Origin of the sequence: Streptomyces sp. Tu 2975 (assembly GCF_009832925.1) — a bacterium.
Lineage (GTDB): Bacteria > Actinomycetota > Actinomycetes > Streptomycetales > Streptomycetaceae > Streptomyces.
Map to the genome: position 1 here is coordinate 1,663,068 of NZ_CP047140.1, position 26,701 is coordinate 1,689,768.

The window sequence follows — 26,701 nt, forward strand, 5'->3', positions numbered from 1 at the left end:
TCAGACCAACTCCTCTGATGCCGACCAGGAAAGGGGACGGGAATCATCCGAGAGCCGGGTCGTGACCCGGAACCGGGTGCGCTCCTGGACGTCATGGCCCATCGAATAGCGGATTCCGGTCGTCCGGATCGCCTGCGGAGGGAAACCCTCCAGATATACGTCGGCTTCGCGATGTCCATGGAGGGCGTCGAGTCTTTCCTGCAAAACCTCAGTGCGCTCGGCAATCAACACTTCGAAGCCGCGCGCGGACGCGCGCGCTGCCGGAAGTTCCGGGCACGCCCGGAGACCCGGTGCCCGCCGGAACGTATCCGCCTTGACGACGACTCGGTCGCTCTCGCCGATGTCCTGTAATCGAGCCCCGAGCCGATTCAGCGCCGCTTCTATTTCTTCGTCGACGGCGGCAGCCGTTCGGCTCCCTACCTCTTCAAGACAAACGGCTGTCAGTTTTCCAGCCATGTGAACCCCCTTGTGTGCGTGTTCCGCCGAGGGCGTCAGACCGGCCACCCGTCGAACACCACAGCGCGCGCCGGAGCAGCTTCCACTCCGGAAATCTTGACCGGGAGCGCCATCAGATGAGCGACCTGGCTGGTGATCCGGTCAAGGTTCTGGATGTTCTCCAGGATCGGGATGTTGGCGGCCAGAAGCCGCCGGTGCACCTGCCCACTACGGTCGTCCGGCCGCTCGGTGATGCAGTCCATGCCCACGAGGGCGACGTCGTTCTCGACCATCCAGTCCGCCGAGGACAGGGTGAGATAGGGCGGTTTGTCCCAGTAGTCCTCGCGGCCCAGGTACCGGTTCGGGTGGTCGGTACGGATCAGCAGGCGATCGCCGGCCTGCCATACGTCGCGGACCGCCTTCTCCAGTTCGTCGCCGGTGACGGGGTCGAGGTCGCGGTGGTCGGAGAGGTCCGCGATGACCACCCGGCCGACGAAGGTCTCCAGCGGGACCTCGTCGATTTTCGCGCCGTTCTCGTAGAAGTGGAATCCCGATTCCACATGAGTCCCGTTGTGCGGGAAAATCTGCAGGTCGGAGAAGGTCCGACCGACACCGGCCGGGTCGGTCTCCGGGGACATCGCCTTACGTATACCAAACTTCGGATACCACGAGGCGTTGTAGGAAGGCATACCCTCGTACCAACCCTGGCTGATATCGACCATCTTCATGCTGTACCCCCGCTGTTCATTTCGTTCAGTTTTCGGCCAACGGCATACGCCCTGCCTGAGGACGGCACGGCGATGACAGCACAGGAACAATGCGCTTGGCAATCCCCTCACTTCTGAACTACTGTCCGATTGCAGATCTTTCCGGGGGGACAAGACTCAGTGATGGCGATGCCACAACCGCGACTGGGCGGCACCCCCCTGAGCTCTACCGGAGCAATCCCGACAGTCCCTTGGAAGGCTTTCCATGATCGTGGTAATGAGTCCGCAGGCTGCCCGCGAACAGGTTGAATCCGCAAGTGAATTACTTCGGAGCCGTGGCCTGATTCCGATATCCAGCACTGTGGCGGGGGTCACAGCGCTAATCACCGAAGGAACCGACGGGCCTGAATTGGCAACCATTCTGGAAACTGCGCCCGGCGTCGACCGGGTGGTGACGGTGTCCGGATCGCAACGGTTGACCAGCCGTGTGTTCCGTCCCGAGGACACCCAAGTGACGCTCCGCTCCGCCGGCGGAGCGGTGTTCGGCGGCACCGGATTCGCCGTCATCGCCGGTCCCTGCGCGGTCGAGAGCCCGGCGCAGATGAACGCCGTGGTGGACTCGGTCGTCGCGAGCGGCGCCGTCATGCTGCGCGGCGGCGCGTTCAAGCCCCGGACCTCCCCGTACAGCTTTCAGGGCTGGGACTCGCAGGACTGACCCTCCTCGCCGAGCAGCGGAAGCGGACCGGCCTGCCGGTCGTCACCGAGGTCGTGACCCCGGAAGACGTGGAAGGCGTCGCCGAGGAGAGCGACATGCTCCAGATCGGTGCGCGGAACATGCAGAACTTCGAGTTGCTGCGCGAGGCGGGAGCCTCCGGACGGCCCGTCCTGCTCAAGCGCGGAATGTCCGCCACCATCGAGGAGTGGCTGCTCGCAGCCGAGTACGTGCTGCACATGGGGAACAGCGACGTCGTCCTGTGCGAGCGCGGTATCCGCAGCTTCGAGCGTGGTACCCGGTTCACCCTGGACCTCAGCGCGGTGGCCGAGGCCAAGCGGCTCACCCATCTGCCGGTGATCGTCGACCCGAGCCACAGCACGGGCAAGCCCCACCTCGTCGCGCCGATGTCCCTGGCGGCGGCCGCGTGCGGTGCCGACGGGCTGATCGTCGATGTCCACACGGACGCCTCGAACGCGATGTGCGACGGCGCTCAGGCTCTCGACGGTGAGCAGTTCAGCACCCTCATGGACCGGCTCAAGCCGGTCGTGGAGGCCGTCGGGCGCACCCTGTCGCCGGCCCTCACCCACTCCCTCGCCTGATCCCACATTCCTTGGAGTCACCGCATGTCCGAGCACATCATCGACCCGTTAACCGCCGACCTCGCGCCGGAGGACTTCATCCACGCCGCGATGCGGTGGCACTTCTCCCCCGCCACCGGCTCGCCGTACTGGGTGAAGCGCGCGGCGGAACTGGACTTCAACCCGCTCACCGACGTCCACACCTGGGACGACCTCGACCTCTTCCCGGACGTCAGCGACGAATGGAAGGACGTTCCCGTCGACGCGCTGGTCCCCGCGGGAATCGGCAGGGAGGGCTGGGACTTCCAGGTCTTCGACAGCGGTGGCACCACAGGGCGGCCCAAACGCATCGTGGAATCGCGGTCGCGCCGCAACGGCGTCCACTGGGTGAGCGAGGTTCTCGCCGATCACAAGGTTCCCGGCGAGGGCGAGGGCCACTGGCTGCATCTCGGCCCCACGGGGCCGCACATCGTCGGCCGTTCCGTCGGGCTGCTGGCGCAGATGCGCGGCACGTTCTGCCACTACATCGACTTCGACCCGCGCTGGGTCAAGAACAGCGTGAAGCAGGGGCGGACCGATGAGGCCGCCCGCTATGTGAAGCACATCCTGGCGCAGGCCCGCGACATCCTGTCCACCCAGCCCGTCTCCGTCCTGTTCGCCACCCCGCCGGTGCTCGAAGCACTGGCCGCCGACGAGAAGCTGCTGGATCTGGTGCAGCGGAAGGTGCGCGGCATCATCTGGGCCGGCACCAGCGTGAGCCCCGAGACACTCCGGGCCTTCGAGGACGAACTGTTCCCCGATGCCGCCGTAGTCGGCCTGTACGGCAACACCATGATGGGTATCGCCCCGCAGCGCCCCCGTGAGGGCGGCCAGGACGACGAACGCTGTGTCTTCATCCCCTTCCACCCGTTCAGCCGGGTCAAGGTGGTGGACCCCGAGAACACCAGCATCTCCGTCGCCCACGGCGAGCGGGGGCAGGCGAAGATCAGCCTCGTCTCCCGGGACCTGCTGCTCCCCTGGACGCTGGAGCGCGACTCCGTGCTGCGCATCGCGCCCACCGAGAAGTACCCCCAGGACGGGCTGGCCGACATCAGGCCCCTCATCGTGGCCGACGGCCAGACCGCTGTCGAAGGGGTGTACTAGGCATGACCTCCACTGCCACACCGGTGGTCACCCCTGAGCGGCCCGTCACGGCGCTCGAACGTACCGACCGGGACAGCCTGCTGGCCACCTGCCGGCGCGCCCTCGACCAGGCCCGCCGCAGTCAGCGTCCTGTCCTCGCCAGCTGGGCCAAGCCGCTCTCGCTCGCTGACCCTGTCGCGATCTGGAGTCGGGCCCGTCGCGGTACGCCGCGTTCCTTCCTGTGGCAGTCGGCATGGGACCGCGGATCCGTCGTCGCGATCGGATCGGCGCGTGATCTGCGGGGACGGGGCGCGAACCGTGTCGCATCCGTCCGCGACGGTTGGCAGGCCCTGACCCGGGACCTCGTCTCAGGAGGAACAGCGGTCACCGAACTGCCCGCGGGCGAAGGCCCCCTGGCCATCGGCGGTTTCGCGTTCAGCCCCGAGGACGCCTCGGATAAGGAACGCCTTCCCGACGCCCTGATGTGGGTGCCCGCATTGCAGTTCCGTGGCACGGTGCCCGACCAGGCCGCCACCGACCGTCCCGGCCCGGCCGAACTGCGCCTCAACGCGATGCTGTTGCACGACAGCGACCCCGAGCAGGTGGCCAACGGCCTGATCCATCTGGCCGACCTCTGCCTTCCGCCGGAGGCTGCCGCCGAAGCGCCGAAGTCCGCGTACGCAAGCGGACGGACGTACACCAGGACCGAGTTGCCGGACGCCGACCACTGGAAGGGGCTGGTCGACCGCGCGACCGGCCGGATCCGGGACGGCGCTTTCGAGAAGGTGGTGCTGGCGCGCGAGCTGCGGGTCACCGCCTCCAGCCCGTTCGACGTGCCGACCGCGGTGAACAGGCTGCGCAGCGCCTATCCCGACACCACCGTCTTCGCGGTGGACCACGAGGAGTACACCTTCCTCGGCGCAACACCCGAATACCTCGTACGGGTCGACCGGCGGGCGGTGCATGCGCTGGGACTGGCCGGCACGGCGCCCCGCGGGCTCACCCCGGAACAGGACGCGGCACTCGCCATCGAACTGGCCGGGAGCGCCAAGATCCAGCACGAGCACGACGTCGTGGTGCAGATGCTCCGCGACGCCCTGCGGGACTCGTGCGTCGATGTCGCCTCCGATGCGGAACCGAGCGTGGTCAAGCTCGCCAACGTCCAGCATCTGTCCACGAAGGTCCGCGGCGAGCTGGCGGCGGACTCCACCGCGGGAATCCTGGACTTCGTCGACCGTCTCCACCCCACCCCGGCCCTCGGCGGGCACCCCCGCAAGGAGTCGCTGAGCTGGCTCTCCGACAACGAGGGGCTCGACCGGAGCTGGTACGCGGGAGTAGTCGGCTGGGCCGACCGCTCCGGACAGGGCCAATTCGCGGTCACCATACGATCCGCCCTGGTCGACGGTCCCTCCGCCTCGCTGTATGCCGGCTGCGGCATCGTGGCCGACTCCGATCCCGAGGCGGAGTACGCGGAGTCCTGCGCGAAGCTGCGCCCGATGATGTCCGCCCTGGGAATCGAGTGACCGGTATCCCGTCCGAGTCCTCCCTCACCAGGGTCGGCCCCGGCCGGGTCCTGGAGGTCACCGGGGACTCCGCGAGCCTGTCGGGCACGGGAGGAAGCCGCCGGGCGGGACCTCACACAACAGCTGGGGACGCGGCATTCGTTCGTGACCACCCATGAACCGGCGGCGGGCGGGTGCGCGGAGAACACCCCGCCCCGCTGCCGGTTCCGCAAGGACGATCACCTCGGTCGTCCGGGTCGGTCCTGGAAACTCCGGCCGCCGCGGAATTCGAGACCGGTGAACGTCCACCCCGCCCGGTACGGGAGACGAATGTGATCGAGACCCCCACCTTCGGGACCCGTGAACGCCGCGTGGGCAAGCAGGGGTTCGCCGCGGTCGCGGTCGTCGACGCCGCCGTGCAGGTCGGGCTCGCCCGCTACAGGCAGCGGATGGTCACCGCGCAACCGGGGCACCGGGCGTCGTCGCCACGCCTGAACAGCCCGGCGTTCCGGTCAGAACGGCCTCGACGAGATCGACCGTCACCGCCGAACGCATCAGTCCACAATAAATAGTGAGGTAAGAATGACCGTCAAGCCTGCCGCCCCCCGCGTCGTCATCGTCGACGCGTATTCGAGCGCACGATCCCTTGCCCCGCTCTTCCGGGAACGCGGCTATGAATGCGTCCACGTCCAGAGCACCCCGGCGATTCCGGCGGGGTACGAGAAGAGCTTCCGGGCATCGGACTTCACCGCCAACATCGTGTACACGGGGGATGTCGCCGCAACGGTCGCGGCCCTCGCCGCGCACGCGCCGGTGAGTCTGCTGGCAGGCATCGAGAGCGGGGTCGAGGTCGCGGACCTGCTGAGCGAGGCGCTCGGCCTGCGGACGAACGGCACGGCGCTCAGCCCGTCCCGCCGGGACAAGTTCCGCATGATGGAGACGGTCAAGGAGGCAGGGGTGCCCGGCGCCGGCCAGATCCTGGCCACCGACCTCGACACGCTGCTCGCCTGGTACCAGGAGGCCGAAGGCCGGGTGGTGCTGAAGCCGTTGAAGAGCGCGGGAAGCGACGGCGTCTACTTCTGTGACGACGCGGACCAGGTGCGCGCTGCGTTCGAGGCGTTGATCGGCACCGAGAGCGCGCTGGAACTGCACAACCACGCGGTGCTGGCACAGGAATACCTGGTCGGCAGTGAGTACATCGTGAACACCGTGAGCCTGGACGGCAAGCACCACGTCACGGACATCTGGAAGATGCACCACCTCGGCGCCAACGGGGTGCACGACATGGCGGCCGGGGCGCAGCTGATGCCCCGTCATGGTTCGGACCAGGACGCGCTGGTCGAGTACAACTGCCTGGTCCTGGATGCCCTGGGGGTGCGCAACGGTCCCGCGCACACCGAGCTCAAGCTGACGCCGCAGGGCCCACGGCTGGTCGAGAGTGCCGCCCGGATCTGCGGTGCGGACGTGCATGTCCCGACCAAGGGCGCGATCGGCGAGAGTCAGCTGGACTGGACCGTGGACGCGTACGTCGACCCCGAGCGCTTCCTTGAGCGCTGGGAGAGCGGCTACGAACTGACCCGGCACGCCGGGATCGTCAACATGGTCTCGCCGGCGGCGGGCAAGCTCGTCAGTTATCCGAAGATGGCCGAACTCCGCGGGCTGGAGAGCTTCCACGACATCACCCTGAACGTGCACCCGGGCGACGAGATCCATCGCTCGATCGACGACTGGACCTACCCCATGCGCGTGTACCTCGTGCACGAGACCGAGAGCGTCGTCATGCACAACATCCTGTCGGCGCGGTACATGGACGGCGAAGGCTTCTACGAGGTGGTCTGATCTGGTCGTCCGACTGGCGGTTCGATGCGCGGTGAGGCGTCGGCTCGTTTCCTGACAGGGACGCCCACGACGGCACCGACCCCCTGCACCGACGTGTGGCCGTGGGGCGGCAGCCGTCGTCCGCCGGCACCAGGGCCGTGTGATGGGCCTCTACATGATGGTGTTCATGGGCGGCGCACCCCTGGGCGCGCCGATCGCGGGCTGGATCACCGACGCGTGCGGCGTACGGGCGGGCCTGGCGGTCGGCGGCGCGATCGCGACGACCGCGGCCGTCGCGATCGGCCTGGTCCTGGCGCGGTGGGGGCCCTGCGGCTGTCGGTGGGCCGGAACCCGGGCATCCGCGGGTGCGCTTCGTGCCGCGGGAGCGGCGGGATGAGCAGCTGCTGACCGTGGCCCGACCGTCGTAACCGTTACGGCTCCCGCCTCCCGGTACCGGCAAACCTCCGACTTGCCTACCAGGAAAGCCGAGAGTAACTTTCCTCGTAGGAAAGTAACCGGGGACGGGAGGGCGATGGCCGTGAGCATGCCGGTGGATGCCGAACAGGCATGGAAGGATCTCCAGCGCATCCGAGTGCCGCAGGAGCGGGTGTACGACGAGTTCGAGCGCTCCGCGTCCGGCGGGCGCGGCATGACCTACGGCACGGCGGCGCTCATGTGGGTGTTCCTTGCCGGCGTCGGCATGGACCTGCCCCAGTGGGGCGTCGGACTGTTCGTAGCCGCCTACGTCGGCCTGTTGAGCATGCTGATCGTGATGAGCAGCCGCCGGAGCCGGATGCAACTGCACCACACTCACTGCCCCGGGCGTATGTGGGCCGCGTTCGGTGCGGCGGCGGTGCTGGTCGGCGGGACGATCGTGCTGTCGGACCACCTGACCGAGCCACTGGAGCCGATCCATGGCGGCCTCATCCAGGCCACGGCCGCGGTGGCCGTGTACCTGCTCACCCTCGGTCGCGCCAACCGCTGGGTGGCCGACTCGGTGCGGAGCGGCGGCGCACCGGCGGCCGACGAGGAGGCCGGCCGATGAGCACCCCCGCCGGATTCGACGAGCTGATCCACCCCGCCACCCGGCTGTCGGTGGTCGCGCTGCTCGCCGCCACCGAGTGGGCGGACTTCGCGTTCGTCCGCGACAGCCTCTCGCTCAGCGACTCCGCGCTCTCCAAGCAGCTGCACACCCTGGAGGGGGTCGGATACCTGGAGGTCCAGAAGGAGGGCGGCGGCCGCAACCGCCGTACGAAGGTACGGCTGACGAACCGGGGTCGCACCGCCTTCGAGGGACATGTGGCGGCACTCCGGGCCATCGTCGACAGCGCCGGACCCGCGACCGGGGCGGCACAACAGCAGCCCCACGCGGAGGCGGGCCGATGACGACGTTCGGGCCTACCGACGTCCAGCCCGTCATCCGGGTACGCGATCTGACCATGGCGTACGGCGCTGTCGACGTCCTGCGCGGCGTCGATCTGGACATCCACCGCGGCGAGGTCTTCGCGCTGCTCGGGCCCAACGGCGCCGGGAAGACCACCACCGTCGAGGTCCTGGAAGGCTTCCGGCAGCGCTCCGGCGGGGAGGTGAGCGTCCTCGGTACGGATCCCGAGCGGGGCGGCGACGCGTGGCGGGCCCGGATCGGCCTGGTCCTGCAGTCCTGGCGCGACCACCGCCGCTGGCGGGTCGCCGAGCTGCTGACCCACTTCGCGACCTACTACCCCGACCCGCGCGACCCGGCCGAACTGCTGGCCCTGGTCGGCCTCACCGACCAGGCCGGCCGGCAGGTGGACCGGCTGTCCGGCGGCCAGCGCCGGCGCCTCGACGTCGCGCTCGGCATCGTCGGCCGCCCGGAACTCCTCTTCCTTGACGAGCCGACCACCGGCTTCGACCCTCAGGCGCGGCACGAGTTCCACGTCCTGGTCGAACAGCTGGCCCGCGACGAGGGCGTCACCGTCCTGCTCACCACCCACGACCTGGCGGAGGCCGAGCGGCTCGCCGACCGGATCGCCATGCTGGTCGGCGGCCGGATCCGGGCCTGTGGCACACCCGCGGAACTGGCCCGGCGAGCCGCCGCCCAGGCCGAGGTCCGCTGGACGGCCGACGACGGGACGCCCCGCCGCGAACGCACAGAGGGCCCCTCACGGCTGGTCTGGGAACTGCACCGGCACGCGGACGGCCCGATCGCCGACCTGGAGGTCCGCCGCCCGACGCTGGAGGACACCTACCTGCACATGGTGCACCGGGAGGCCGACGGCACGGACGGGGCCGACGGCACGGACAGGGGCGCGGACGAGGAGGCACCGGCCGCATGAGGGGGGCACACATGACGAACGGGACGAACAGCCGGCGTGCCGGGCTCCAGCGCGGCGGAATCGAGCTGCGCCACCTCCTGCGCAACGGCAAGGAGATGTCCGGCCATCTGACCAACGTGGTCGTCGCGTTGCTCGTCGCCGCCTACGTCAGCGACGACGTACCAGGGACCCGAACCCCGATGACTCATCTGGTGCTGGCGGGCTTCGCCGCCTACCTGCTGTTCCAGGTCGGGCTGATCAACCTCCCGCAGATCCTCGTGACCGAGCGGGAGGAGGGCACCCTGCTGCGGCTGCGCGCCACGCCCGGCGGGATACCGGCCTACCTCGTCGCCAAGTGCCTGCTGGTGGTCGTCCTGGCGGTCGGCACCCTGGCGCTGCTCCTGGTCGCCGGGGCGCTGCTGGCGGACGGGCCACTACCGCACGGGCCGGGCGACTGGCTGACGCTGCTGTGGGTCACCACACTCGGGCTGCTCGCCGTCGTACCGCTCGGCGCGGCCATAGGCGCCGTACTGCCCAACCCCCGCGAGGCCCTGGCGTTGATCATGCTGCCGACGATGGGGCTGCTGCTCACCTCGGGGACGGTGTTCCCGATCACCGCACTGCCCGTGCCGGTCCAGCAGGTGGCCGCGTTCTTTCCGCTCAAGTGGATGGCGCAGGGCCTGCGTTCGGCGCTGCTCCCGGACTCGGCACGGACCGCCGAGGCGGCCGGCTCCTGGGAACTGCCCATGGTCGCCCTGGTCCTCACGGCCTGGGCGGTGCTCGGGTTCCTCCTCGCGGTACCGCTCTTGCGCCGCGCCGCCCGCCGCGAGTCCGGATCGCGGCTGACCGCCCGTCACCGCAAGGCGGCACAGAGCGGCGCGCCGGCCGCGTAGGCAGCCCGCGACCACCGGGCTGCGCCGCGGCCTGCCTCGACGGCCTTGGGTCACCCTGCCGAACGTGAATCGGGAGCCGCCACCCAGCCGCCATCCCCCATGGCGGCACCGCCCTCGCCGCTGAAACTTGCCGTGCCGCAACGGGCGTTCCCCCAGGTCCGCCGAAGCGCCACAGGTCTGGGCCATAGGGACTTCGGACCGCCCCTTTACGCCCGGGCGTCACAGTGACTTACTCATATGACGTGTCCATGACTTCCTGCGGAACCCCCTGGGGAGTCGTGCGCCTGACGCTCGTCCGCCGATCCCCCACCCAGCCAGGAGGCCGTCATGCCTGTGTCACGAATTGGATTCGCGCGTCGCGGAAGACCGAGGACCGCCACCGTCATCGGCGCCCTGGTCTCGGCCGGTGCCTTGCTCATGACCACCACCGGTACGGCCGCCGCCGCCCCGCCCCCGCCGGACATGCCCGTCAAGGCCGGTCAGGCCTGGATGGGTTCGGGAACCCGTATCGAGCAGCCCGGCGCCGCCGAGGCGGGCGGCCCGATCACGCCGATGGACACGAGCGGCGTCCAGGGGATCGACGTCTCCCACTGGCAGGGCGCGATCAACTGGGGCTCCGTGAAGAGCGCCGGGATCGACTTCGCCTACATGAAGGCCACGGAGGGCACCAGTTTCAAGGACTCGCGCTTCGGCGCGAACTACACCGGCTCCTACAACGCCGGCCTGGTCCGCGGGGCGTACCACTTCGCCCGGCCGAACTACTCGAACGGGGCGACCCAGGCGAACTTCTTCGCCTCCAACGGCGGCGCCTGGTCCCGGGACAACAGGACGCTGCCCGGTGTCCTCGACATCGAGCACAACCCGTCGGGCGCCATGTGCTACGGCCTGTCGACGACCCAGATGCGCACCTGGATCAACGACTTCTACAACACGTACAAGGCGCGAACGACCCGGGACGTCGTCATCTACACGACCGCGAGCTGGTGGAACACCTGCACCGGCAACTGGACCGGTATGTCCACCAAGGCGCCCCTATGGGTCGCCCACTGGGGCGTCAGCAGCCCGAACATCCCCAACGGCTTCCCCACATGGACCTTCTGGCAGTACACCGCGACCGGCCGGGTCAGCGGCGTCGCGGGAGACGTGGACCGCAACAAGTTCAACGGCTCGATGACACGGCTGATCGCGCTCGCGAACAACACCGCCTGACGCGACGCGTCCCCGGCACAGCGGAACGCCGCCGGGTGGAGCCGTGACGGTACGGCTCCACCCGGCGGCGATGTGGGTGTCTCAGTGCACGGCGGCCGGCTCCGCGACCGCGCTCCCCTTCTCCACCGACGAGGGGTCCTCCTCCGTCGCGCTCCCCCGCTTGCCGAGGTGGTTGAACGCCAGGTTCAGCACGATCGCCACGATGCAGCCCGTGGAGATGCCCGAGTCGAGCACCACGAGCGCGTCCTCGGGGAACGCGTGGTAGAACTCCGGCGCGGCGATCGGGATCAGTCCGATACCGACGGCCGCCGCGACGATCAGCGCGTTCTCGCCCTTCTCCAGTGCCGCCGTGGCCAGCGTCTGGATACCGCTCGCAGCGACGGAGCCGAAGAGCACGATGCCGGCGCCGCCGAGGACGGGCAGCGGGACGAGCGCGATGACGGACGCGGCGACGGGACAGAGTCCGAGCAGGATCAGGATGCCGCCGCCCGCGGCCACGACGAACCGGCTGCGAACCTTGGTCATGGCGACCAGGCCGATGTTCTGGGCGAAGGCGCTGCACATGAACCCGTTGAACAGCGGGCTGATGGCGGAGCCGAGGGTGTCGGCGCGCAGGCCGCCCTCGATCGTCCGCTCGTCCGCCGGGCGGTCCACGATCCGGCCCAGCGCAAGCATGTCGGCCGTGGACTCGGTCATGCAGACCAGCATCACGATGCACATGGACACGATCGCGGCGATCTCGAACTGCGGTGCGCCGAAGTGGAACGGGGTGGGGAAGCCGACGATCCCGGCGTCCTTGATGGCGTCGAGGTTGGTCATGTCCAGCGGCACGGCGACGACCGTGCCGGCGACGAGGCCCAGCAGGATGGCGATCTGCTGCATGAAGCCGCGCAGCAGTTTGCGCAGCGCCAGCACGATCACGAAGGTGAGGGCTGCCATGCCGATGTTCTTCATGGAGCCGTAGTCGTCCGCCGTGGAGTTGCCGCCCTGAGACCAGTTGAAGGCGACGGGCAGCAGCGACACACCGATCAGGGTGATGACGGTGCCGGTGACGACGGGCGGGAAGAAGCGGACCAGTTTGGAGAAGTACGGGGTGAGCACGAAGCCCAGCACGCTGGCGACGATGATCGCGCCGAAGATGACGGCGATTCCGTCGTAGCCCCGGTCCCTGCCGATGGCGACCATCGGCGTCACGCCGGCGAAGGAGACGCCGTTGACGAACGGCAGCCGGGCGCCGACGCGCCAGAAGCCGAGGGTCTGGAGCAGGGTGGCTATACCGGCGGTGAACAGGCTCGCGCCCATCAGGAACGCGGTGTCCTTGGCGCTGAGACCCACGGCGGGTCCCACGATCATCGGCGGGGCGACGACTCCCGCGTACATGGCGGCCACATGCTGCAGCCCGCTGGTGAACATCTTGAAGGGGGGCAGGGTTTCGTCGACCGGATGCTTCCGGTCCTCTGCTTCGGCGGTCGAGTTGTGCACGGCCACGGCGGTGCCTCCGGTCGGGTTACACGTCGTCGGTGGACGTGTGGTGTCAAGGAGGTGGTGCAGGTGGTGCGGTGGTGCACGTACCGGGTCGCCCGAGCCGGTGTGCGGGCGGCGTCCCCGTGCCGGAGGGCAGGGGGCGCCACCACCGGGAGGCACGCACCTTTGTCGTACGCGCCTCCCGGCGACGGCCGCCGTGGACCCCGCTCGGGTCCACGGCCGCCGGTCGAGGGCCGTCCCCCTCGACCGGACTACCGGGTTCAGCCCTGTGCGGCGATCCGCGCCAGGCGCTGCGCCTCGTCCCGCGTGGAGCGGGCGATGGCGTCTTCGTCCACCGTGGTGAGGTGGTTGCCCTCGACGACGGTCCTGCCGTCGACCAGGGAGAGGGTGACCGGCGCGGCCGCGCCGAAGACGAGCGCGACGACCGGGTCGGCGATGGAGGAGTGGGCGAAGGTGTCCAGCTTCCACATCACCAGGTCGGCGAGCTTGCCCGGTTCGAGGGATCCGATCGCGTCCGCCCGCCCGAGGACCTGAGCGCCGCCGTAGGTGCCGAGGCGCAGTGCCTGGCGGGCGTTCAGGGCGGCCTCGCGGTGGGCACCGAGCCGGTTGATCAGCAGCGCGTTGCGCAGCTCGGTGTGCAGTTCACCGGACTCGTTGGAGGCGGTGCCGTCCACGCCGAGTCCCACCGGCACACCGGCCCGCAGCATGTCGGGGACGCGGGCGATGCCGGCCGCCAGACGGGCGTTGGAGGAGGGGCAGTGCGCGACGCCGGTGCCCGTGCGGGCGAAGGCCGCGATGTCGGAGTCGTTCATGTGGACGCAGTGCGCCATCCACACGTCGGAGCCCAGCCAGCCCGTCGACTCGAAGTAGTCGGTGGGGCCCATCCCGAAGAGCTCCTTGCAGAACTCCTCCTCCTCGACCGTCTCGGACCCGTGGGTGTGCAGCCGCACGCCCTTGCGCCGGGCCAGCTCCGCGCCCTGCCTGAGCAGTTCGGTGGTGACGGAGAACGGCGAGCACGGCGCGACGGCGACCTGCGTCATCGCGTCGAACGAGGCGTCGTGGTGCTTGTCGATGGTCTCCTCGGTGGCGGCCAGCGCGCTTTCCAGGGACTCGACCGCGAAGTCCGGCGGCAGGCCGCCGTCCGACGTGCCGCGGTCCATGGACCCGCGGGCGAGGGTGAACCGTACGCCCGTCTCACGGGCGGAGCCGATGATCGCGCCGGACAGGTCGCCCGAGCCGTGCGGATAGACGTAGTGGTGGTCCATGGCGGTGGTGACGCCGCCGCGGGCCATCATCGCGAGCGAGCCCTGCGCGGCGGCACGGACCATCGGCTCGTCGATGCGCGCCCAGGTCGGATAGAGCGCCACCAGCCAGTTGAAGAGGTTGTGGTCGGTGGCGAGACCGCGCGTGATCCACTGGTAGTAGTGGTGGTGGGTGTTGATCAGGCCGGGAGTGACGAGGTGGCCCGTGCCGTCGATGCGGCGTACCACGTTCGTGAGGCCCTCTGGTGCCTTGCCTGCTCCGACGGACTCGATCCTGTTGCCCGCGACGACGACATGGCCGGAGGCGTACTCGGTGTCGTCGGCGTCGACGGTGGCGATCGCACAGTTCTCGATGACGATGCGGTCGACCGTTCCGGTCCGGGCTGCCGAAGGTGCCATGGTGCTTCCTTCTTCTGTGGGCGGCGTGGTGGGCACGGCAGGACCCTAGGAGGATTTGAGTGCCACAGCCGGGCGGCTGCGGGTGCCGAGATGGTGGAAGAAGAGGTTGGGCAGGACCGCGACGAGCGCTCCGGCGCCGATGCCGGAGCCGAGCACGGTCCGTGCCCAGGCCGGGAAGTCCGCGTACAAGGTGGGCGCGGCGAGCGCGATGATGCCCGCGCCGAGCGCCACGGCCACGGCCACGGCCACGGCCACGGCCACGGCCACGGCCACCAGGATGATGTCGGAGCTGTCGTCGAGTCGGGCCTCGGAGAGGGTGCGGATTCCGCTGACGGCGATCGAGCCGAACAGGACGATTCCCGCACCGCCGAGGACGGGCATCGGGACGAGCGGGACGACGGCGCCGAGGACGGGCAAGGCACCGAGGACCAGCAGGGTGCCGCCGGCGACGGCGACGACGTAGCGGCTGCGGACCCGGGTGAGGGTCACGACGCCCCCGTTCTGGGCGAACGCGGAGGTGGGGAAGCCGCCGAAGACGGGCCCGAGGAACGTCGCGATGCCGACGGTGCGCGGGCCGCGGGTGATCGTCCTGCCGAAGCTGCGGCGGTCGCAGATCTCATTGAGGGCGAGCATCCCGGCGCTGGACTCGGCCATCAGGACCAGCATCACGATGCACAGGGACAGGATCACGGCGGGCCGGAACTCGGGGGCGCCGAAGGCGAAGGGACTCGGCAGCGCGGCGACCGGCGCCTCCCGCAGCGCCGAGAAGTCGGCCATGCCGAAGGGGATCGCGGCGAGCGTGCCGATGAACAGGCCGAGCAGCAGCGCCACTTGTCTGAGGAAGCCGCGGCCGAAGCGCGGGAGGAGCAGGATGACGGCGAGGGTGACCGTTCGGGGCGCCCCGTCGAGAAGAAGGGCACTCCGGCCCGATGACCAGGAACGGTGACCACACCCGCGTACACACGGGCGGCAATGAGGAAAGCGGCCACATCGAGCCGCCGGACGAGGCCCCGTGCTCCCCATGTGGGCACGGGACCCTTCCACCGTCTCCAGTACGAGCTGTGCCATGAGAGTCCTCCGGTCCGGCCGGCCCCCGCCCGGCTGCGGGCGGGCGGGGGCAGGTCGGTCCCGCGTCAGAGGTTGGTCATGTCGACCGGGATCTTCGGCTCGACGCCGTCCCGCAGGATGGTGGCTTCGATCAGGCCGTACGGGCGGTCGGCCGCGAAGTAGACCTCGTTGTCGTTCTTGAGGCCGAACGGCTCGAGGTCCACCAGGAAGTGGTGCTTGTTGGGGAGCGAGAAGCGGATCTCGTCTATCTCGCTGCGGCTGTTGATGATGCGCGAACCCATCTGGTACAGGGTCTGCTGCAGCGACAGCGAGTACGTCTCCGCGAAGGCCTCGAGCATGTGCTTCCTGGCCTGGTCGTAGGACTTGTCCCAGTTGGGCATCCGGTCCTCGTCCGAGGTCCAGTTGTAACGCCACTGGGCGGCGACCTGGGTGGCCAGGATGCGGTCGTACGCCTCTTTGAGGGTCGTGTACCGGTCCTTGACGTAGCCCCAGAACTCGGAGTTGGTCGAGTTCATCACGGTCAGGTCCTTGAGGCCCGAGACGACCTCCCACTGCTCACCGTCGTAGGTGATCTGGGTGGTCCGGGTCTCCTGGCCCTTGCGGACGAAGGAGTGCTTGACCTCGTCGGCGCCGATGAACTTCGAGTTGCCGTCGGATGTCGCGATGCGCTCCCAGGCGTACTCCTCGATGCGGATGCGCGCCCGGTGGATCGGCTCCTGGCTCGACACGAAGTGCCGGGCGAGGTGGATGCCGAACTGCTCCGCCGACTCGATGCCGTACTCCTTGGCGAACGCGTACACCGTGTTCTTGGTGGTGTCGGTCGGCAGGACGTTGGCGTTCGAGCCGGAGTAGTGGACGTCGTCCATGTCGCCGGAGAGGGCGACGGAGACGTTCAGGTCCTTGATGTGGTGGGTGTCGCCGTCCCGCGTGATCTTGACGACTCGGTTCTCTGCTTTGCCGTACTGGTTCTGGCCGAGAATCGTGGGCATGTCTGCTAGCTCCCTCGGTAAACGGAGTAGCCGAACGGGTTGAGCAGCAGCGGTACGTGGTAGTGCTCGCCCGGCGCGACGGCGAACGTGATCGCCACCTCCGGAAAGAACACACCGGCCGCACCGCTGTCCCGATTCGCGGGGGCGTCCTGCTGCGCATCGGCTTGCTTGTTCTCGAAGTACGCCTCGGTCTCGAATTCGAGACGTACGTGTGTCGTTCCTTCCGGCAGCGCCGGCAGGTCCTTGCAGCGCCCGTCCGCGTCGGTCTTCGATGCGCCGAGCGCCACCCACCGCGCCTCGGTGCCGCTACGGGACGACAGCGAGATGGCGACGCCCTCTGCGGGGCGTCCCACGCTGGTGTCCAGGATGTGCGTGGACACCGATGCGGTGGTTTCCGTGCTCATGCTTCTTCCTGCTCTACGAGACGGGTCAGACGGATGCGGTTGATCTTGCCCAGCTCGGCGCGGACGATCTCCCGCTCCTGCTCGGGCGAGTTCTCGATCCGTGTCCGTACGGCGTCCCGCATCTGCTCACCGGTGCGGCCGGTGGCGCAGATCAGGAAGACATGACCGAACTTGTCCTGGTAGGCCAGGTTCAGCTCGAGCATCTCCGCCTTGAGCGCTTCGGACGCTCCTGCCATGCCGCTCTGTTCGCGGGAGGACGTGGGGTCCCCTGGCTCGGGCCGGCCGATCGGTGGGTGGCCGGCCATCGCCTCGGCCAGATCCTCCGCGGTCAGTTCCGCCATGGCGGCGTCGCCGGCCTCGAGGAGGGCCTGGGTGGTGGCGTACGGTCGCTGGGCGAGCAGTTTGCTCCCCCAGGCCGAACTGGCGCACACCTCGTGCAGTGCGGCCAGGGCCGCACTGTCCTCGGAGGCGTTGAACCGGGCAAGGCCCGGGTTCGGAAGTGCAGTCACGGGAGCCTCCGTGGCTTGTTCATCGCGGTGCGTCGGACGGGCTGCGGACAGCTAACGCCCTTCGACAACGCGACGTCAACACTTTGTTGAAAACTTGGGGTTATAAATACGGCGCCCCGGCGGCGGGCCTGTTCCGATGCCCACCCGGCCCGCGCCGTTCGACCCGGGGCCTCCTGTCGAGCCTTACACCGTTGCAGCAGCACACCGGGACGGGCGCGCGCGACACAACCTAATGTCGGAAATGTCCTCAGTCGATCGGAGCACAGCCTCCGGTCGCATCTACAGCCGACAACGATGTCGGAATCGCCAGGAGTATGCACATGAAAAGCGTTCGTCGCTTCGCCGCCTGTGCGGCAGCAAGCGCCCTTCTCGGCCTGGGCACGATCGCCCTCGCCACTCCCGCGCAGGCCGGAGCCGTACCGGCACGGACCGTGGCGGCCGAACCCGCCGACGACATCGCGTCGGCCGTCAACGACCTCCTCGGAAGTCTGCTCGGCACCGTCAGCGGCACCCTCGGCACGGTGACCGGACTCCTGAACGGCCTCCTCGGCGGCCTGGTGCCGGGGCTCGGAGACCTCCCCGCGGCCGGCCTGCCCACGGCGGACCTCCCCGCGACCGGTGAGCTGCCGGCGGCCCAGCCCCCGGCAGCCGGCGAAGCTCCCGCCACAGGGGAGCTGCCCGCGACGAGTGAGCTTCCGGCGACCGGCGAACTGCCCGCGGCCCAGCCCCCGGCAGCCGGGGAGACCCCGGCCGTCGGCGCTCTCCCCGGCCTGGCCGACATCCCGGGGCTCGCGGACCTGCCCGCGCTCGGGGAACTGCCGGCGACCGGTGACGTCCCGGCGGCGGACCTGCCCGCGGCCGACCTGCCGGCCGCGCAGCCGCCGGCCGCCGACGAGCTCCCCGTGGCCGCCGATGCGGCGGGCACGGCCGGCGACTCCTGACGGAGTGAGCCCGGCACACCACGGCGCCGCACTCGACCAGCAGGCGAGGGCGGCGCCGTGACGTGCCGGGCCGCACCTTCCCCGAGGCCGGCGGACCGGCGTCAGCCGTCCGAAGGGCTCTTCTCGCGGTTCAGGTAGTTGTAGACGGTGAAGCGGCTGACGCCGAGCGCGCCGGCCACCGTCTCCACGCCGTGGCGGACCGAGAACGCGCCGCGCGCCTCCAGCGTCCTGACGATCGACTGCTTGGTCCTGCGGTCGAGTTCGGCGAGCGGCCGGCCGTGCTGCCGCTCGAGTGCCGCGAGGATGTGGTCCAGCGAGTCCGCGAGCTGCGGAAGGCGCACCGCGAGGACCTCCTCGCCCTCCCAGCTGAGTACGACGTCGTCCTCCGCTGCTTCTCCGGGCTCGATCAACACCCCGCCCATGGCGTCGACGAGAGGCTTCACCGCTTGGGCGAGCGCGTGGTCGAGCGCCGTCATCCCTGGCCCTCCACCACGTTGACCTGGAGGGAGACCCGGGTCGCGCCGTTCTCCAGCGCCTTGCGCAGCAACGCGTCGACAGCGCCGAGCACCTGCTCCGCGCCGCCCTCCGCGGTGTTGCCGAACGGTCCGACGTCCACCGCGTCCAGATCCGCCCCCTGCACGACCTCGCGCACCGCCACGGCGTGCGGCGGCGGCTCGTCCAGGTCGAACGGCTCCGTCGTGAACTCCACTCTCAGTCGCACCATGCCTCCACGTTAGGGCCTGTCCCGTAGGCCTTGACCCGCTCCCCCTACACCGGCGCCGGACGAGAACGCGCGTCGCGGCGCGACGGACCGGCGGCGGTCCCGCGTAGAGCAGACGACGAGAGCCACGCCGGTCCCGGTTCCGTCCGGACCGGTGGCACAGGGAGGGGTCTGCATCATGACAGGACGCGTAGGCAGAGGTGTCAAGGCGACGGCGGCCGCCGCCGTGGCGGTCGCGGCACTCACCGCCTCGCAGGGGCCCGGGACCGCCGTCCCGGCCGGGCAACGGCAGCCGCTGCCTGCGGGAGGACCCGTTTCCGGCGACAGTGTGTACCGCACCGAGCTGCCGCCGCTGCGGACGCCCGGTCCGGCGGACATCGCGGCGCCGGGGGTCTTCGCCGCTCCGGCGGTCGGGGCGCTCCCGGCGACGGTGTTCGCCGCCTACCGGGCCGCGGAGGCCGCACTCGCGCGCAGCGCTCCGGCCTGCGGCCTGCGGCTGCAACTGCTCGCCGCGATCGGCCAGGTCGAGTCCGGGCAGGCGCGCGGCGGACGTGTCCTCGCCGACGGCACCTCGCTCTCCCCGATCCTCGGCCCGCGGCTGGACGGCAACGGTTTCGCACTGATCAGGGACAGCGACGGCGGGGCGTACGACGGGGACACCGTGTACGACCGTGCCGTGGGGCCCATGCAGTTCATCCCCTCCACCTGGGCGCACCGGGGCGCCGACGGCAACGGCGACGGCCGGGCCGACCCGGGGAACATCTTCGACGCGGCGCTCGCGGCCGGGCGGCACCTGTGTGCCGGAGGGCGGGACCTGTCGGAGCGGTCGGACCTGGAGCGCGCCGTCCTCGGCTACAACCACTCCGCGGCGTACCTGCGGACGGTGCTGGCCTGGTACGCGTACTACCTCGGCGGCCACCGGGTGGTCCCGGACCACCGCGGCCCGTCCGCCGGACCCGCCCGGTCCGCCCCGGCCGCTCCGGAGCCGCGGCGCACCGGCGTGCCGCGCCCCGCGGCGGCCCCGTCGTCCACGGCGGAACCGGCCGCGATCCGGCCGGCAGCCCGGCCCTCCGCCTCGCCCTCCCCGCGGCCGAGCGCCACCGCGCCGGCCGGTGAACCGGCAGAGCCGTTGCTGCCGCTTCCGGACGTGCTGCCGCCCGGCGACGGCCTGCTGCCGGGCGGGCCGCGCGGACTGACCAGCAACGGAACGGACTCGATGGACGCAGGCCCCTCCACAAGCCCGGATACCGGGCGGTAATGTCGCCACCCGCCGGGCAGGGACGCGACCGGCGGTGCGAGCGAAGGGGCCCTCATGGCTACGGACATGCAGCCTGCCCGGCCCGACGGGCCGGGCCCGGAGTCCGAGGAACGCTGGCAGCGTGCCTGGAGCCACCGTGAGGACCTGCTCAAGGTGGCCCGGCGCCGGTCGGTGAGCGCCGAGGACGCCGAGGACGCCGTGCACGAGGCGATGCTGCGTGCGGCGGAGCACCCGGACCTCGACGACGAGCGGCTGGGCGCCTGGCTGACGACGGTGACCATGCGGCTGTGCGTGGACCGCCACCGCCAGGTCCACCGGGAGGCCCAGGTACGCAGCAGCCCGAGGCTGCACCACCCGGGTCCGGTCCCCGTCGAGGAGGCGGTCTGCGACCGGGCGGAGGCGAACTGGCTCGCGGTACGCAGCTCGGAGCTGCCCGCCCGGCAGGCCGAGGCCCTCTGGCTGAAGTCGGAGGACCTGGACGTCGGACAGGTCGCCACCAAGATGGGCCTGAGCTACCGCACCGTCGAGTCCCTGCTGGCACGCGCCCGCCGTACCCTGCGCAACTCGCTGGCGGCGACCCTCGGGCTGGTGCTGTGGCTGTGCGGCCGGGGCAGGCCGGGCAGCGGAGGCAACGCCCAGGCGGTGGCGCTCGCCTCGACGGCGGTGACGCTCGCGGTCGCGGGCCTGGTCCTGCCGTACGTCCATGACGGCGACACCCCCCGGCCGAGCCCCGTGCCGCCGGCCGTGACGGAGGCGGCCGGGTCCGGGGCACCGGAACCCGGCCGTTCGGGTGCGCCGGCCGCCCCGTCGCCCGCCCCCACGCAGGGCGCGCCGGACGGGGCCCGCCCGGCCGGCGAGCGCGGCCTGCCGCTGCCGGCACTGCCCGGCGTGCCGCTGCCGGCGCTGCCCCTGTCGACGCCGCCGGTCTCCGGGCTGCCGGTGCCGGGGGCGGCGGAGGATCTGGTGTCCTCGCTGCCATCGGTTCCGGCGTCGGTACCGACCGTGGCGCCGTCGGTTCCGACCGAGCCGTCCTCGGTCCCGGCTGTGCCGGCCCCGTCGACGTCGGTCCCGAGCGCGCCGGTCCCGCCGGCCGTGCCGGCACAGCCGTAGCCGCTGCGCGGGGCCCTTTCCCCACCCCGCCCCTTCCCGCCGTACCGATGTGCGGCCCCGCCGCGTGGGGGCTCCGCCCGGACCCGCCACCGCGCTCCGCGCGGTGTTTCGGGGGCTCCGGCCCCCGCAACCCCCGCGCCTCAATCGCCGGCGAGGCTGACAAAGTCAGCCCGCCCGGCGATTGAGGGCACCGAGCGGAGCGAGGTACGCCGCCCGTAGGGCGGCACGGGGGCCGGGGGCGGAGCCCCCGGTTACGGGAAGGGGCGGGGAGGGGAAAGGGCCCGCCGCAGGCCGCATCCGCACCCGCCCCGACACCCCCACGCAACCCCGCCGAAAAAAACTTCACCCCGTCGCGACGGACGCCCCTTCCCTCCCCGTAGAGCAGGTGTCGGACCGCTCCACGGCTGAAGGGTGTACGGGATGGGTGTCGAGATCTGCGTGGAAGGGCTCACCAAGTCCTTCGGGCGCCAGGTCATCTGGCAGGACGTCTCCCTGACGCTGCCCGCCGGGGAGGTCTCCGTCATGCTGGGGCCCTCAGGGACCGGCAAGTCCGTGTTCCTGAAGACGCTCGTGGGACTTCTGCGGCCGGAGCGCGGGTCGATCCGGATCGCCGGGCAGGACATCACCACGCTGCGCGAGCACGAGCTCTACGAGGTCCGGAAGCTGTTCGGCGTGCTGTTCCAGGACGGCGCGCTGTTCGGTTCGATGAACCTCTACGACAACATCGCCTTCCCGCTGCGCGAGCACACCCGCAAGCCGGAGGGCGAGATCCGCCGGATCGTGCTCGAGAAGATGGACATGGTCGGTCTGATCGGCGCCGAGGACAAACTGCCCGGCGAGATATCCGGCGGAATGCGCAAGCGGGCCGGACTGGCTCGGGCCCTGGTGCTCGACCCGGAGATCATCCTGTTCGACGAGCCGGACTCGGGTCTCGATCCGGTGCGCGTGGCGTATCTCAACCAGCTGATCGTCGATCTCAACGCGCAGATCGACGCCACGTTCCTCATCGTCACCCACGACATCGCCTCCGCCCGCCAGGTCCCGGACAACATCGGGCTTCTGTTCCGCCGCGAGCTGGTGATGTTCGGCCCGCGGGAGCAGCTGCTGACCAGCGAAGAGCCCGTGGTGCGGCAGTTCCTCAACGGGCGGATGCAGGGACCGATCGGCATGGCGGAGGAGAAGGACGCCGCCCAGGTCGAGCAGGAGCTCGCGCAGCTCGGTGAGGCGGCGGACGCCGCCGTACCGGGCGTGCTCGAGCTGACGCCGCGGCTGCTGCCCACCGAGGGCATCGAACGGCCGCCCCGCTGGGCGGAGATCGCGGACCGTGAGGCGCTGCGGCGGCTGCGGGCGTCGGTGCGCGGAAGGGCGGGCGACGCATGAGCCTGTCGCCCGTCGGGGCGCTGCGGCAGTCGGGCAGCCTGTTCGCCATGGGGCTGGACGTGCTGCGCACGATCCCCAAGCGGCCCTTCCAGGTCAGGGAGTTCATCCAGCAGGCGTGGTTCGTCGCGAGTGTGACGATCCTGCCGACGGCGCTGGTGTCGATCCCGTTCGGAGCGGTGATCGCGTTGCAGATCGGCTCTCTGACGAGGCAGCTGGGCGCGCAGTCGTTCTCGGGCGCGGCGTCGGTCCTCGCGGTGCTGCGGGAGGCGTCGCCGATCGTGACCGCGCTGCTGATCGCGGGTGCGGGCGGCACGGCGATCTGCGCCGATCTCGGAGCGCGCAAGATCCGCGAGGAGATCGACGCGATGCAGGTGCTGGGCATCGACCCGATCCACCGGCTGGTCGTGCCGCGGGTGCTGGCCACGATGCTGGTGGCGGTGCTGCTCAACGGCCTGGTGTCGGTGGTCGGGGTGGCCGGCGGCTACTTCTTCAACGTGGTGCTCCAGAACGGCACCCCCGGCGCCTACTTGGCTTCGTTCACCACGCTCGCCCAGCTCTCCGACCTGTGGGCGGCGGAGCTCAAGGCCCTGGTGTTCGGGGCGATCGCGGCGATCGTCGCCTCGTACAAGGGGCTGACCGCGAAGGGCGGCCCGAAGGGCGTCGGCGACGCGGTGAACCAGTCGGTGGTGATCACCTTCATGTTGCTGTTCGTGACGAACTTCGTGATGACCGCCGTGTACTTCCAGATCGTTCCGCAGAGGGGCTGAGCGATGCCGCTGATGAATCGTCTGCTGCCGCCGCAGCTCGAGGAGCTGGGCAGGCAGCTGGTCTTCTACGGCCGTTCGCTGGCCTGGACCGGCCGGACGCTGCGCCGCTACAAGAAGGAGACCCTGCGGCTGCTCGCGGAGGTGAGCTTCGGGCGCGGTGCGCTCGCCGTCGTCGGCGGGACCGTCGGGGTGATCGCGTTCCTGTCGTTCTTCACCGGCACCGAGGTCGGCCTCCAGGGCTACGCGGCGCTCAACCAGCTCGGCACGTCGAACTTCGTGGCGTTCCTCTCCGCGTACTTCAACACCCGGGAGATCGCGCCGCTGGTGGCGGGCCTGGCGCTGTCCGCGACGGTCGGCGCCGGGTTCACCGCGCAGCTGGGAGCGATGCGGATCAGCGAGGAGACCGACGCGCTCGAGGTGATGGGCGTCCCGTCGCTGCCGTTCCTGGTGACGACCCGGATGATCGCCGGTTTCGTCGCGGTGATCCCGCTGTACGTGGTGGGCCTGCTGTCCTCGTACTTCGCGGCCCGCACGATCACCACCGGCTACTACGGGCAGTCGGCCGGCACCTACGACCACTACTTCCAGCAGTACCTGCCACCGGTCGACGTCCTGTGGTCCTTCGGCAAGGTGATCGTCTTCGCCGTCGTGATCATCCTGGTGCACTGCTACTACGGCTACTACGCGAGCGGTGGACCGGCCGGTGTCGGGGTCGCCGTGGGCCGCGCGGTGCGCACATCGATCGTGGCGATCAACCTTCTCGACTTCTTTCTCAGCCTGGCGATCTGGGGCGCCAACACGACCGTACGGATAGCGGGGTAGGGCCGATGAGCATGAAGGGAAGCGCCGCGGCGAACGCCGGTCGGCTGCGGCTGTACGGGCTGGTGTTCCTCGCCGTCATCGCGCTGCTGCTGTCGCTCTCCGTGGCCACGTACCAGCAGGTGTTCACCTCGGTCGTGCGCATCACGCTGGAGGCGGACACACTGGGCAACCAGCTCGACCCGCGGGCCGACGTCAAGATGCGCGGGCTGCTCGTCGGCGAGGTCCGCGAGGTGCGGGCCGACGGGGAGAAGGCGACGCTCGACATCGCGCTGAAGCCGGAGCACGTGTCACGCATCCCGGCCGACGTGCACGCCCGGCTGCTGCCGAAGACTCTGTTCGGCGAGAAGTTCGTCGACCTGGTGGTGCCGAGCGGCTCCTCGGGCCGGCACATCCGGGCCGGTGACGTCATCACCCAGGACCGCACCCGGGCCGGCATCGAGGTGCAGCATCTGATGAACGACCTGCTGCCGCTGCTGCGCACCGTGCGGCCCGCCGACCTCAACGCGACGCTGCACGCCTTTTCCACCGCGCTGGAGGGGCGCGGAGACCGTATCGGCGACAACCTCGTCCGGCTGGAACGCTATCTGAGCGAGCTCAACCCCCATATGCCCTCCCTTCAGGAGGACATCTCCCGCTTCGCCGACGTCGCAGAGGTCTACGGGGACGCGGCACCGGACCTGATGAACATCCTGCGCAACTCCGTCACCACGAGCCGCACGATCGTGGAGAAGCGCGAGCAACTGGCCGCTGCCCTGACGGGGACGGCGAAGGCCGCCGGCACGGCGGAGAAGTTCTTCGACGCCAACGGTGAGCGCCTGATCACCCTGGGCCGTGTCTCCCGCCCCACCCTCGACCTCTTCGCCCGCTACTCGCCCGAGTACCCGTGTCTCCTGGCCGGCCTCGAGCGCCAGAGCAGGGAGTCGGAGAAGGCGTTCGCGGGCGGCGAGATGCGCATCACCCTCGAATTCGTCCACCCGCGACCCGCGTACGAACCCGGTGAGGAACCGCGCTATGCCGAGCGCTCCGGCCCCGACTGCAGAAACGTCCCCGACCCCCGGTGCCGGCGGGTCACACCAAGCTCGACGACGGGACGAAGGAGGTCTCCGCAGGGGGACCGCCCGGAGCCGGACCGGTCTCCGCGACGGCGGCCGAGCAGCGGGCCGTCGGCTCGCTGGTCGCGCCGGTCCTCGGGGTCCCTGCCGACCGGGTGCCCGCGGTGGCGACGCTGCTGTTCGGGCCCATGGCCCGTGGGACGGCGGTGAGTGTGGCATGAAGGCTTCACGAGCCACCGCGACCGCGGCACCGCTGGTCAAGTTCCTTCTCTTCGCCGCGGTGACGATCCTCGCGACGACGCTGCTCGCGGCGACGATCGTCAATATCTCCTTCACCCCTGAGCACACCTACCGTGCGGTGTTCAGCGATGTCACCAGCCTGGAGGAGGGCGACGACATCCGCGTCGCCGGCGTCCGCGTCGGCGAGGTGCAGGACATCCGCATCAAGGACCGGACGCTGGCGGAGGTCACCTTCTCCGTCACCCGCGACCGGCCGCTGCTGACCAGCACCGGTGCGGTCATCCGCTACCGCAGCCTGGTCGGGCAGCGCTACGTGGCGCTCACCGAGGGCGCGGGCGACGGGACGAGGCTCAAGCCCGGCGACACGATCCCGCTGGCCAGGACGCAGCCGGCGCTCGACCTGAACGCACTGCTCGGCGGCTTCAAGCCGCTGTTCGCGGCGCTCAGCCCGAAGGACGTCAACCAGCTCGCCACAGAGATCGTCAAGACGCTGCAGGGCGAGGGCGGAACGGTCAACAGCCTCCTCGCGCACACCGCCTCCCTGACCACGACCCTCGCCGACCGGGACGAGCTGATCGGGTCGGTGATCGACAACCTCAACACCACGCTGCAGACCCTCGACAAGCGCGGCGCCCGGTTCTCCGGGCTGCTCAAACAGCTCCAACGGCTGATCTCCGGACTGTCCGCCGACCGCAAGCCGATCGGCTCCTCGCTGGAGAACATCGGCTCGCTGACCGAGGCGACGTCCGGGCTCCTCGAGGACGCCCGGCCGCCACTGAAGGGCGACATCGCCGAGCTGAGGGACCTCACCAAGACACTGAACGACAACGAGAAGACCGTGGAGGGCGTGCTGAAGCGGCTGCCGAACAAGCTCAACAAGCTGACGGGGACCGCCTCGTACGGTTCCTGGTTCAACTTCTACCTCTGTGACTTCGACGGCCGGATCGTGCTGCCGAGGACACGAGAGGTGATCACTCCGGAGCTGCACGTGGCACGGGCGAGGTGCGGCGGATGAAAATAC

The 26,701-nt window shown here is 70.2% G+C and carries 25 protein-coding genes and 3 pseudogenes; 18 read left to right on the plus strand and 10 right to left on the minus strand.

Features of this window, described 5'->3' with window-relative positions; genetic code table 11:
• Window positions 1-456, minus strand: a complete 456-nt coding sequence (locus GLX30_RS07305; RefSeq protein WP_159685047.1) for a hypothetical protein — start codon at window positions 454-456, stop codon at window positions 1-3.
• A 35-nt stretch (window positions 457-491) separates the two neighbouring features.
• Complete coding sequence (locus GLX30_RS07310) at window positions 492-1,163, minus strand: cyclase family protein (RefSeq protein WP_159685050.1); 672 nt, start codon at window positions 1,161-1,163, stop codon at window positions 492-494.
• Between the two features lie 256 nt (window positions 1,164-1,419).
• On the opposite strand from GLX30_RS07310, the pseudogene aroF reads away from it, so the two are divergent.
• The 10 genes and pseudogenes from aroF to GLX30_RS07360 all read left to right on the plus strand — a co-directional run bounded on the left by aroF (window position 1,420) and on the right by GLX30_RS07360 (window position 11,273).
• Window positions 1,420-2,456 (plus strand): annotated as a pseudogene (aroF, locus tag GLX30_RS07315) (3-deoxy-7-phosphoheptulonate synthase).
• Between the two features lie 24 nt (window positions 2,457-2,480).
• Complete coding sequence (locus GLX30_RS07320; protein ID WP_159685053.1) at window positions 2,481-3,578, plus strand: AMP-binding protein; 1,098 nt, start codon at window positions 2,481-2,483, stop codon at window positions 3,576-3,578.
• 2 nt (window positions 3,579-3,580) lie between these two features.
• Window positions 3,581-5,080 carry an isochorismate synthase gene (locus GLX30_RS07325; protein ID WP_159685056.1) on the plus strand — a complete coding sequence of 500 codons (1,500 nt, stop codon included), beginning with the start codon at window positions 3,581-3,583 and terminating at the stop codon, window positions 5,078-5,080.
• 561 nt (window positions 5,081-5,641) lie between these two features.
• Window positions 5,642-6,898, plus strand: a complete 1,257-nt coding sequence (locus tag GLX30_RS07330) for an ATP-grasp domain-containing protein (RefSeq protein ID WP_159685059.1) — start codon at window positions 5,642-5,644, stop codon at window positions 6,896-6,898.
• A gap of 166 nt (window positions 6,899-7,064) precedes the next feature.
• Window positions 7,065-7,274 (plus strand): hypothetical protein, encoded by a 210-nt coding sequence (locus GLX30_RS07335; protein ID WP_347879695.1) that lies wholly within the window; start codon window positions 7,065-7,067, stop codon window positions 7,272-7,274.
• 135 nt (window positions 7,275-7,409) lie between these two features.
• Window positions 7,410-7,922 carry a hypothetical protein gene (locus GLX30_RS07340; protein ID WP_208545382.1) on the plus strand — a complete coding sequence of 171 codons (513 nt, stop codon included), beginning with the start codon at window positions 7,410-7,412 and terminating at the stop codon, window positions 7,920-7,922.
• The gene (locus tag GLX30_RS07345; RefSeq protein WP_159685062.1) at window positions 7,919-8,263 is read left to right on the plus strand and encodes a transcriptional regulator; all 345 of its coding nucleotides are present in this window, start codon (window positions 7,919-7,921) and stop codon (window positions 8,261-8,263) included. The genes GLX30_RS07340 and GLX30_RS07345 overlap by 4 nt, the downstream gene beginning before the upstream one ends.
• Entirely contained in the window at window positions 8,260-9,192 is a 933-nt protein-coding gene (locus GLX30_RS07350) for an ABC transporter ATP-binding protein (RefSeq protein WP_159685065.1), read from the plus strand. The genes GLX30_RS07345 and GLX30_RS07350 overlap by 4 nt, the downstream gene beginning before the upstream one ends.
• A gap of 11 nt (window positions 9,193-9,203) precedes the next feature.
• Entirely contained in the window at window positions 9,204-10,064 is an 861-nt protein-coding gene (locus GLX30_RS07355; protein ID WP_159685068.1) for an ABC transporter permease, read from the plus strand.
• Window positions 10,065-10,391: 327 nt separating this feature from the next.
• Window positions 10,392-11,273, plus strand: a complete 882-nt coding sequence (locus GLX30_RS07360) for a lysozyme (protein ID WP_159685071.1) — start codon at window positions 10,392-10,394, stop codon at window positions 11,271-11,273.
• Between the two features lie 81 nt (window positions 11,274-11,354).
• Here GLX30_RS07360 and GLX30_RS07365 read toward each other — a convergent pair whose 3' ends face one another.
• The 6 genes and pseudogenes from GLX30_RS07365 to uraD form a co-directional block, all read right to left on the minus strand.
• Window positions 11,355-12,761 (minus strand): nucleobase:cation symporter-2 family protein, encoded by a 1,407-nt coding sequence (locus GLX30_RS07365; RefSeq protein WP_159685074.1) that lies wholly within the window; start codon window positions 12,759-12,761, stop codon window positions 11,355-11,357.
• A gap of 257 nt (window positions 12,762-13,018) precedes the next feature.
• Window positions 13,019-14,419 carry an 8-oxoguanine deaminase gene (locus tag GLX30_RS07370; RefSeq protein WP_159685077.1) on the minus strand — a complete coding sequence of 467 codons (1,401 nt, stop codon included), beginning with the start codon at window positions 14,417-14,419 and terminating at the stop codon, window positions 13,019-13,021.
• Between the two features lie 45 nt (window positions 14,420-14,464).
• Window positions 14,465-15,304: pseudogene (locus tag GLX30_RS07375) on the minus strand (solute carrier family 23 protein); the annotation flags it as partial.
• Window positions 15,305-15,552: 248 nt separating this feature from the next.
• On the minus strand, window positions 15,553-16,476 hold the full coding sequence (gene pucL, locus GLX30_RS07380) for a factor-independent urate hydroxylase (RefSeq protein ID WP_159685079.1): 924 nt from the start codon (window positions 16,474-16,476) through the stop codon (window positions 15,553-15,555).
• Between the two features lie 5 nt (window positions 16,477-16,481).
• Window positions 16,482-16,880, minus strand: coding sequence for a hydroxyisourate hydrolase (gene uraH, locus GLX30_RS07385; RefSeq protein WP_159685082.1), 399 nt, complete (start codon window positions 16,878-16,880; stop codon window positions 16,482-16,484).
• Complete coding sequence (gene uraD, locus GLX30_RS07390; protein WP_159685085.1) at window positions 16,877-17,389, minus strand: 2-oxo-4-hydroxy-4-carboxy-5-ureidoimidazoline decarboxylase; 513 nt, start codon at window positions 17,387-17,389, stop codon at window positions 16,877-16,879. The genes uraH and uraD overlap by 4 nt, the downstream gene beginning before the upstream one ends.
• Before the next feature lie 320 nt (window positions 17,390-17,709).
• Here uraD and GLX30_RS07395 point away from each other — a divergent pair, with 320 nt between their 5' ends.
• Window positions 17,710-18,330 carry a hypothetical protein gene (locus GLX30_RS07395; protein WP_159685088.1) on the plus strand — a complete coding sequence of 207 codons (621 nt, stop codon included), beginning with the start codon at window positions 17,710-17,712 and terminating at the stop codon, window positions 18,328-18,330.
• Between the two features lie 101 nt (window positions 18,331-18,431).
• On the opposite strand, the gene GLX30_RS07400 is transcribed toward GLX30_RS07395, so the two are convergent.
• Window positions 18,432-18,806: a helix-turn-helix domain-containing protein gene (locus GLX30_RS07400; protein ID WP_159685091.1), complete on the minus strand. Its 375-nt coding sequence runs from the start codon at window positions 18,804-18,806 to the stop codon at window positions 18,432-18,434.
• Window positions 18,803-19,051, minus strand: coding sequence for a hypothetical protein (locus GLX30_RS07405; RefSeq protein ID WP_159694908.1), 249 nt, complete (start codon window positions 19,049-19,051; stop codon window positions 18,803-18,805). The genes GLX30_RS07400 and GLX30_RS07405 overlap by 4 nt, the downstream gene beginning before the upstream one ends.
• A gap of 178 nt (window positions 19,052-19,229) precedes the next feature.
• Between GLX30_RS07405 and GLX30_RS07410 the strand changes: the two genes are divergently transcribed.
• The 7 genes and pseudogenes from GLX30_RS07410 to GLX30_RS07440 all read left to right on the plus strand — a co-directional run bounded on the left by GLX30_RS07410 (window position 19,230) and on the right by GLX30_RS07440 (window position 26,695).
• Window positions 19,230-20,309 (plus strand): lytic transglycosylase domain-containing protein, encoded by a 1,080-nt coding sequence (locus tag GLX30_RS07410; protein WP_159685094.1) that lies wholly within the window; start codon window positions 19,230-19,232, stop codon window positions 20,307-20,309.
• A 54-nt stretch (window positions 20,310-20,363) separates the two neighbouring features.
• The gene (locus GLX30_RS07415) at window positions 20,364-21,419 is read left to right on the plus strand and encodes a sigma-70 family RNA polymerase sigma factor (RefSeq protein ID WP_159685097.1); all 1,056 of its coding nucleotides are present in this window, start codon (window positions 20,364-20,366) and stop codon (window positions 21,417-21,419) included.
• A gap of 420 nt (window positions 21,420-21,839) precedes the next feature.
• The gene (locus GLX30_RS07420; protein ID WP_159685100.1) at window positions 21,840-22,799 is read left to right on the plus strand and encodes an ABC transporter ATP-binding protein; all 960 of its coding nucleotides are present in this window, start codon (window positions 21,840-21,842) and stop codon (window positions 22,797-22,799) included.
• The gene (locus GLX30_RS07425) at window positions 22,796-23,566 is read left to right on the plus strand and encodes an ABC transporter permease (protein WP_159685103.1); all 771 of its coding nucleotides are present in this window, start codon (window positions 22,796-22,798) and stop codon (window positions 23,564-23,566) included. Before GLX30_RS07420 ends, GLX30_RS07425 begins: the two co-directional genes overlap by 4 nt.
• 3 nt (window positions 23,567-23,569) lie before the next feature.
• A complete protein-coding gene (locus GLX30_RS07430; RefSeq protein WP_159685106.1) occupies window positions 23,570-24,388 on the plus strand; it encodes an ABC transporter permease in 819 nt (272 codons plus the stop codon).
• A 5-nt stretch (window positions 24,389-24,393) separates the two neighbouring features.
• A pseudogene (locus GLX30_RS07435) lies at window positions 24,394-25,661 on the plus strand (MCE family protein).
• Window positions 25,658-26,695 carry an MlaD family protein gene (locus GLX30_RS07440; RefSeq protein ID WP_159685109.1) on the plus strand — a complete coding sequence of 346 codons (1,038 nt, stop codon included), beginning with the start codon at window positions 25,658-25,660 and terminating at the stop codon, window positions 26,693-26,695. Before GLX30_RS07435 ends, GLX30_RS07440 begins: the two are co-directional and overlap by 4 nt.
• Window positions 26,696-26,701 lie beyond the last annotated feature (6 nt).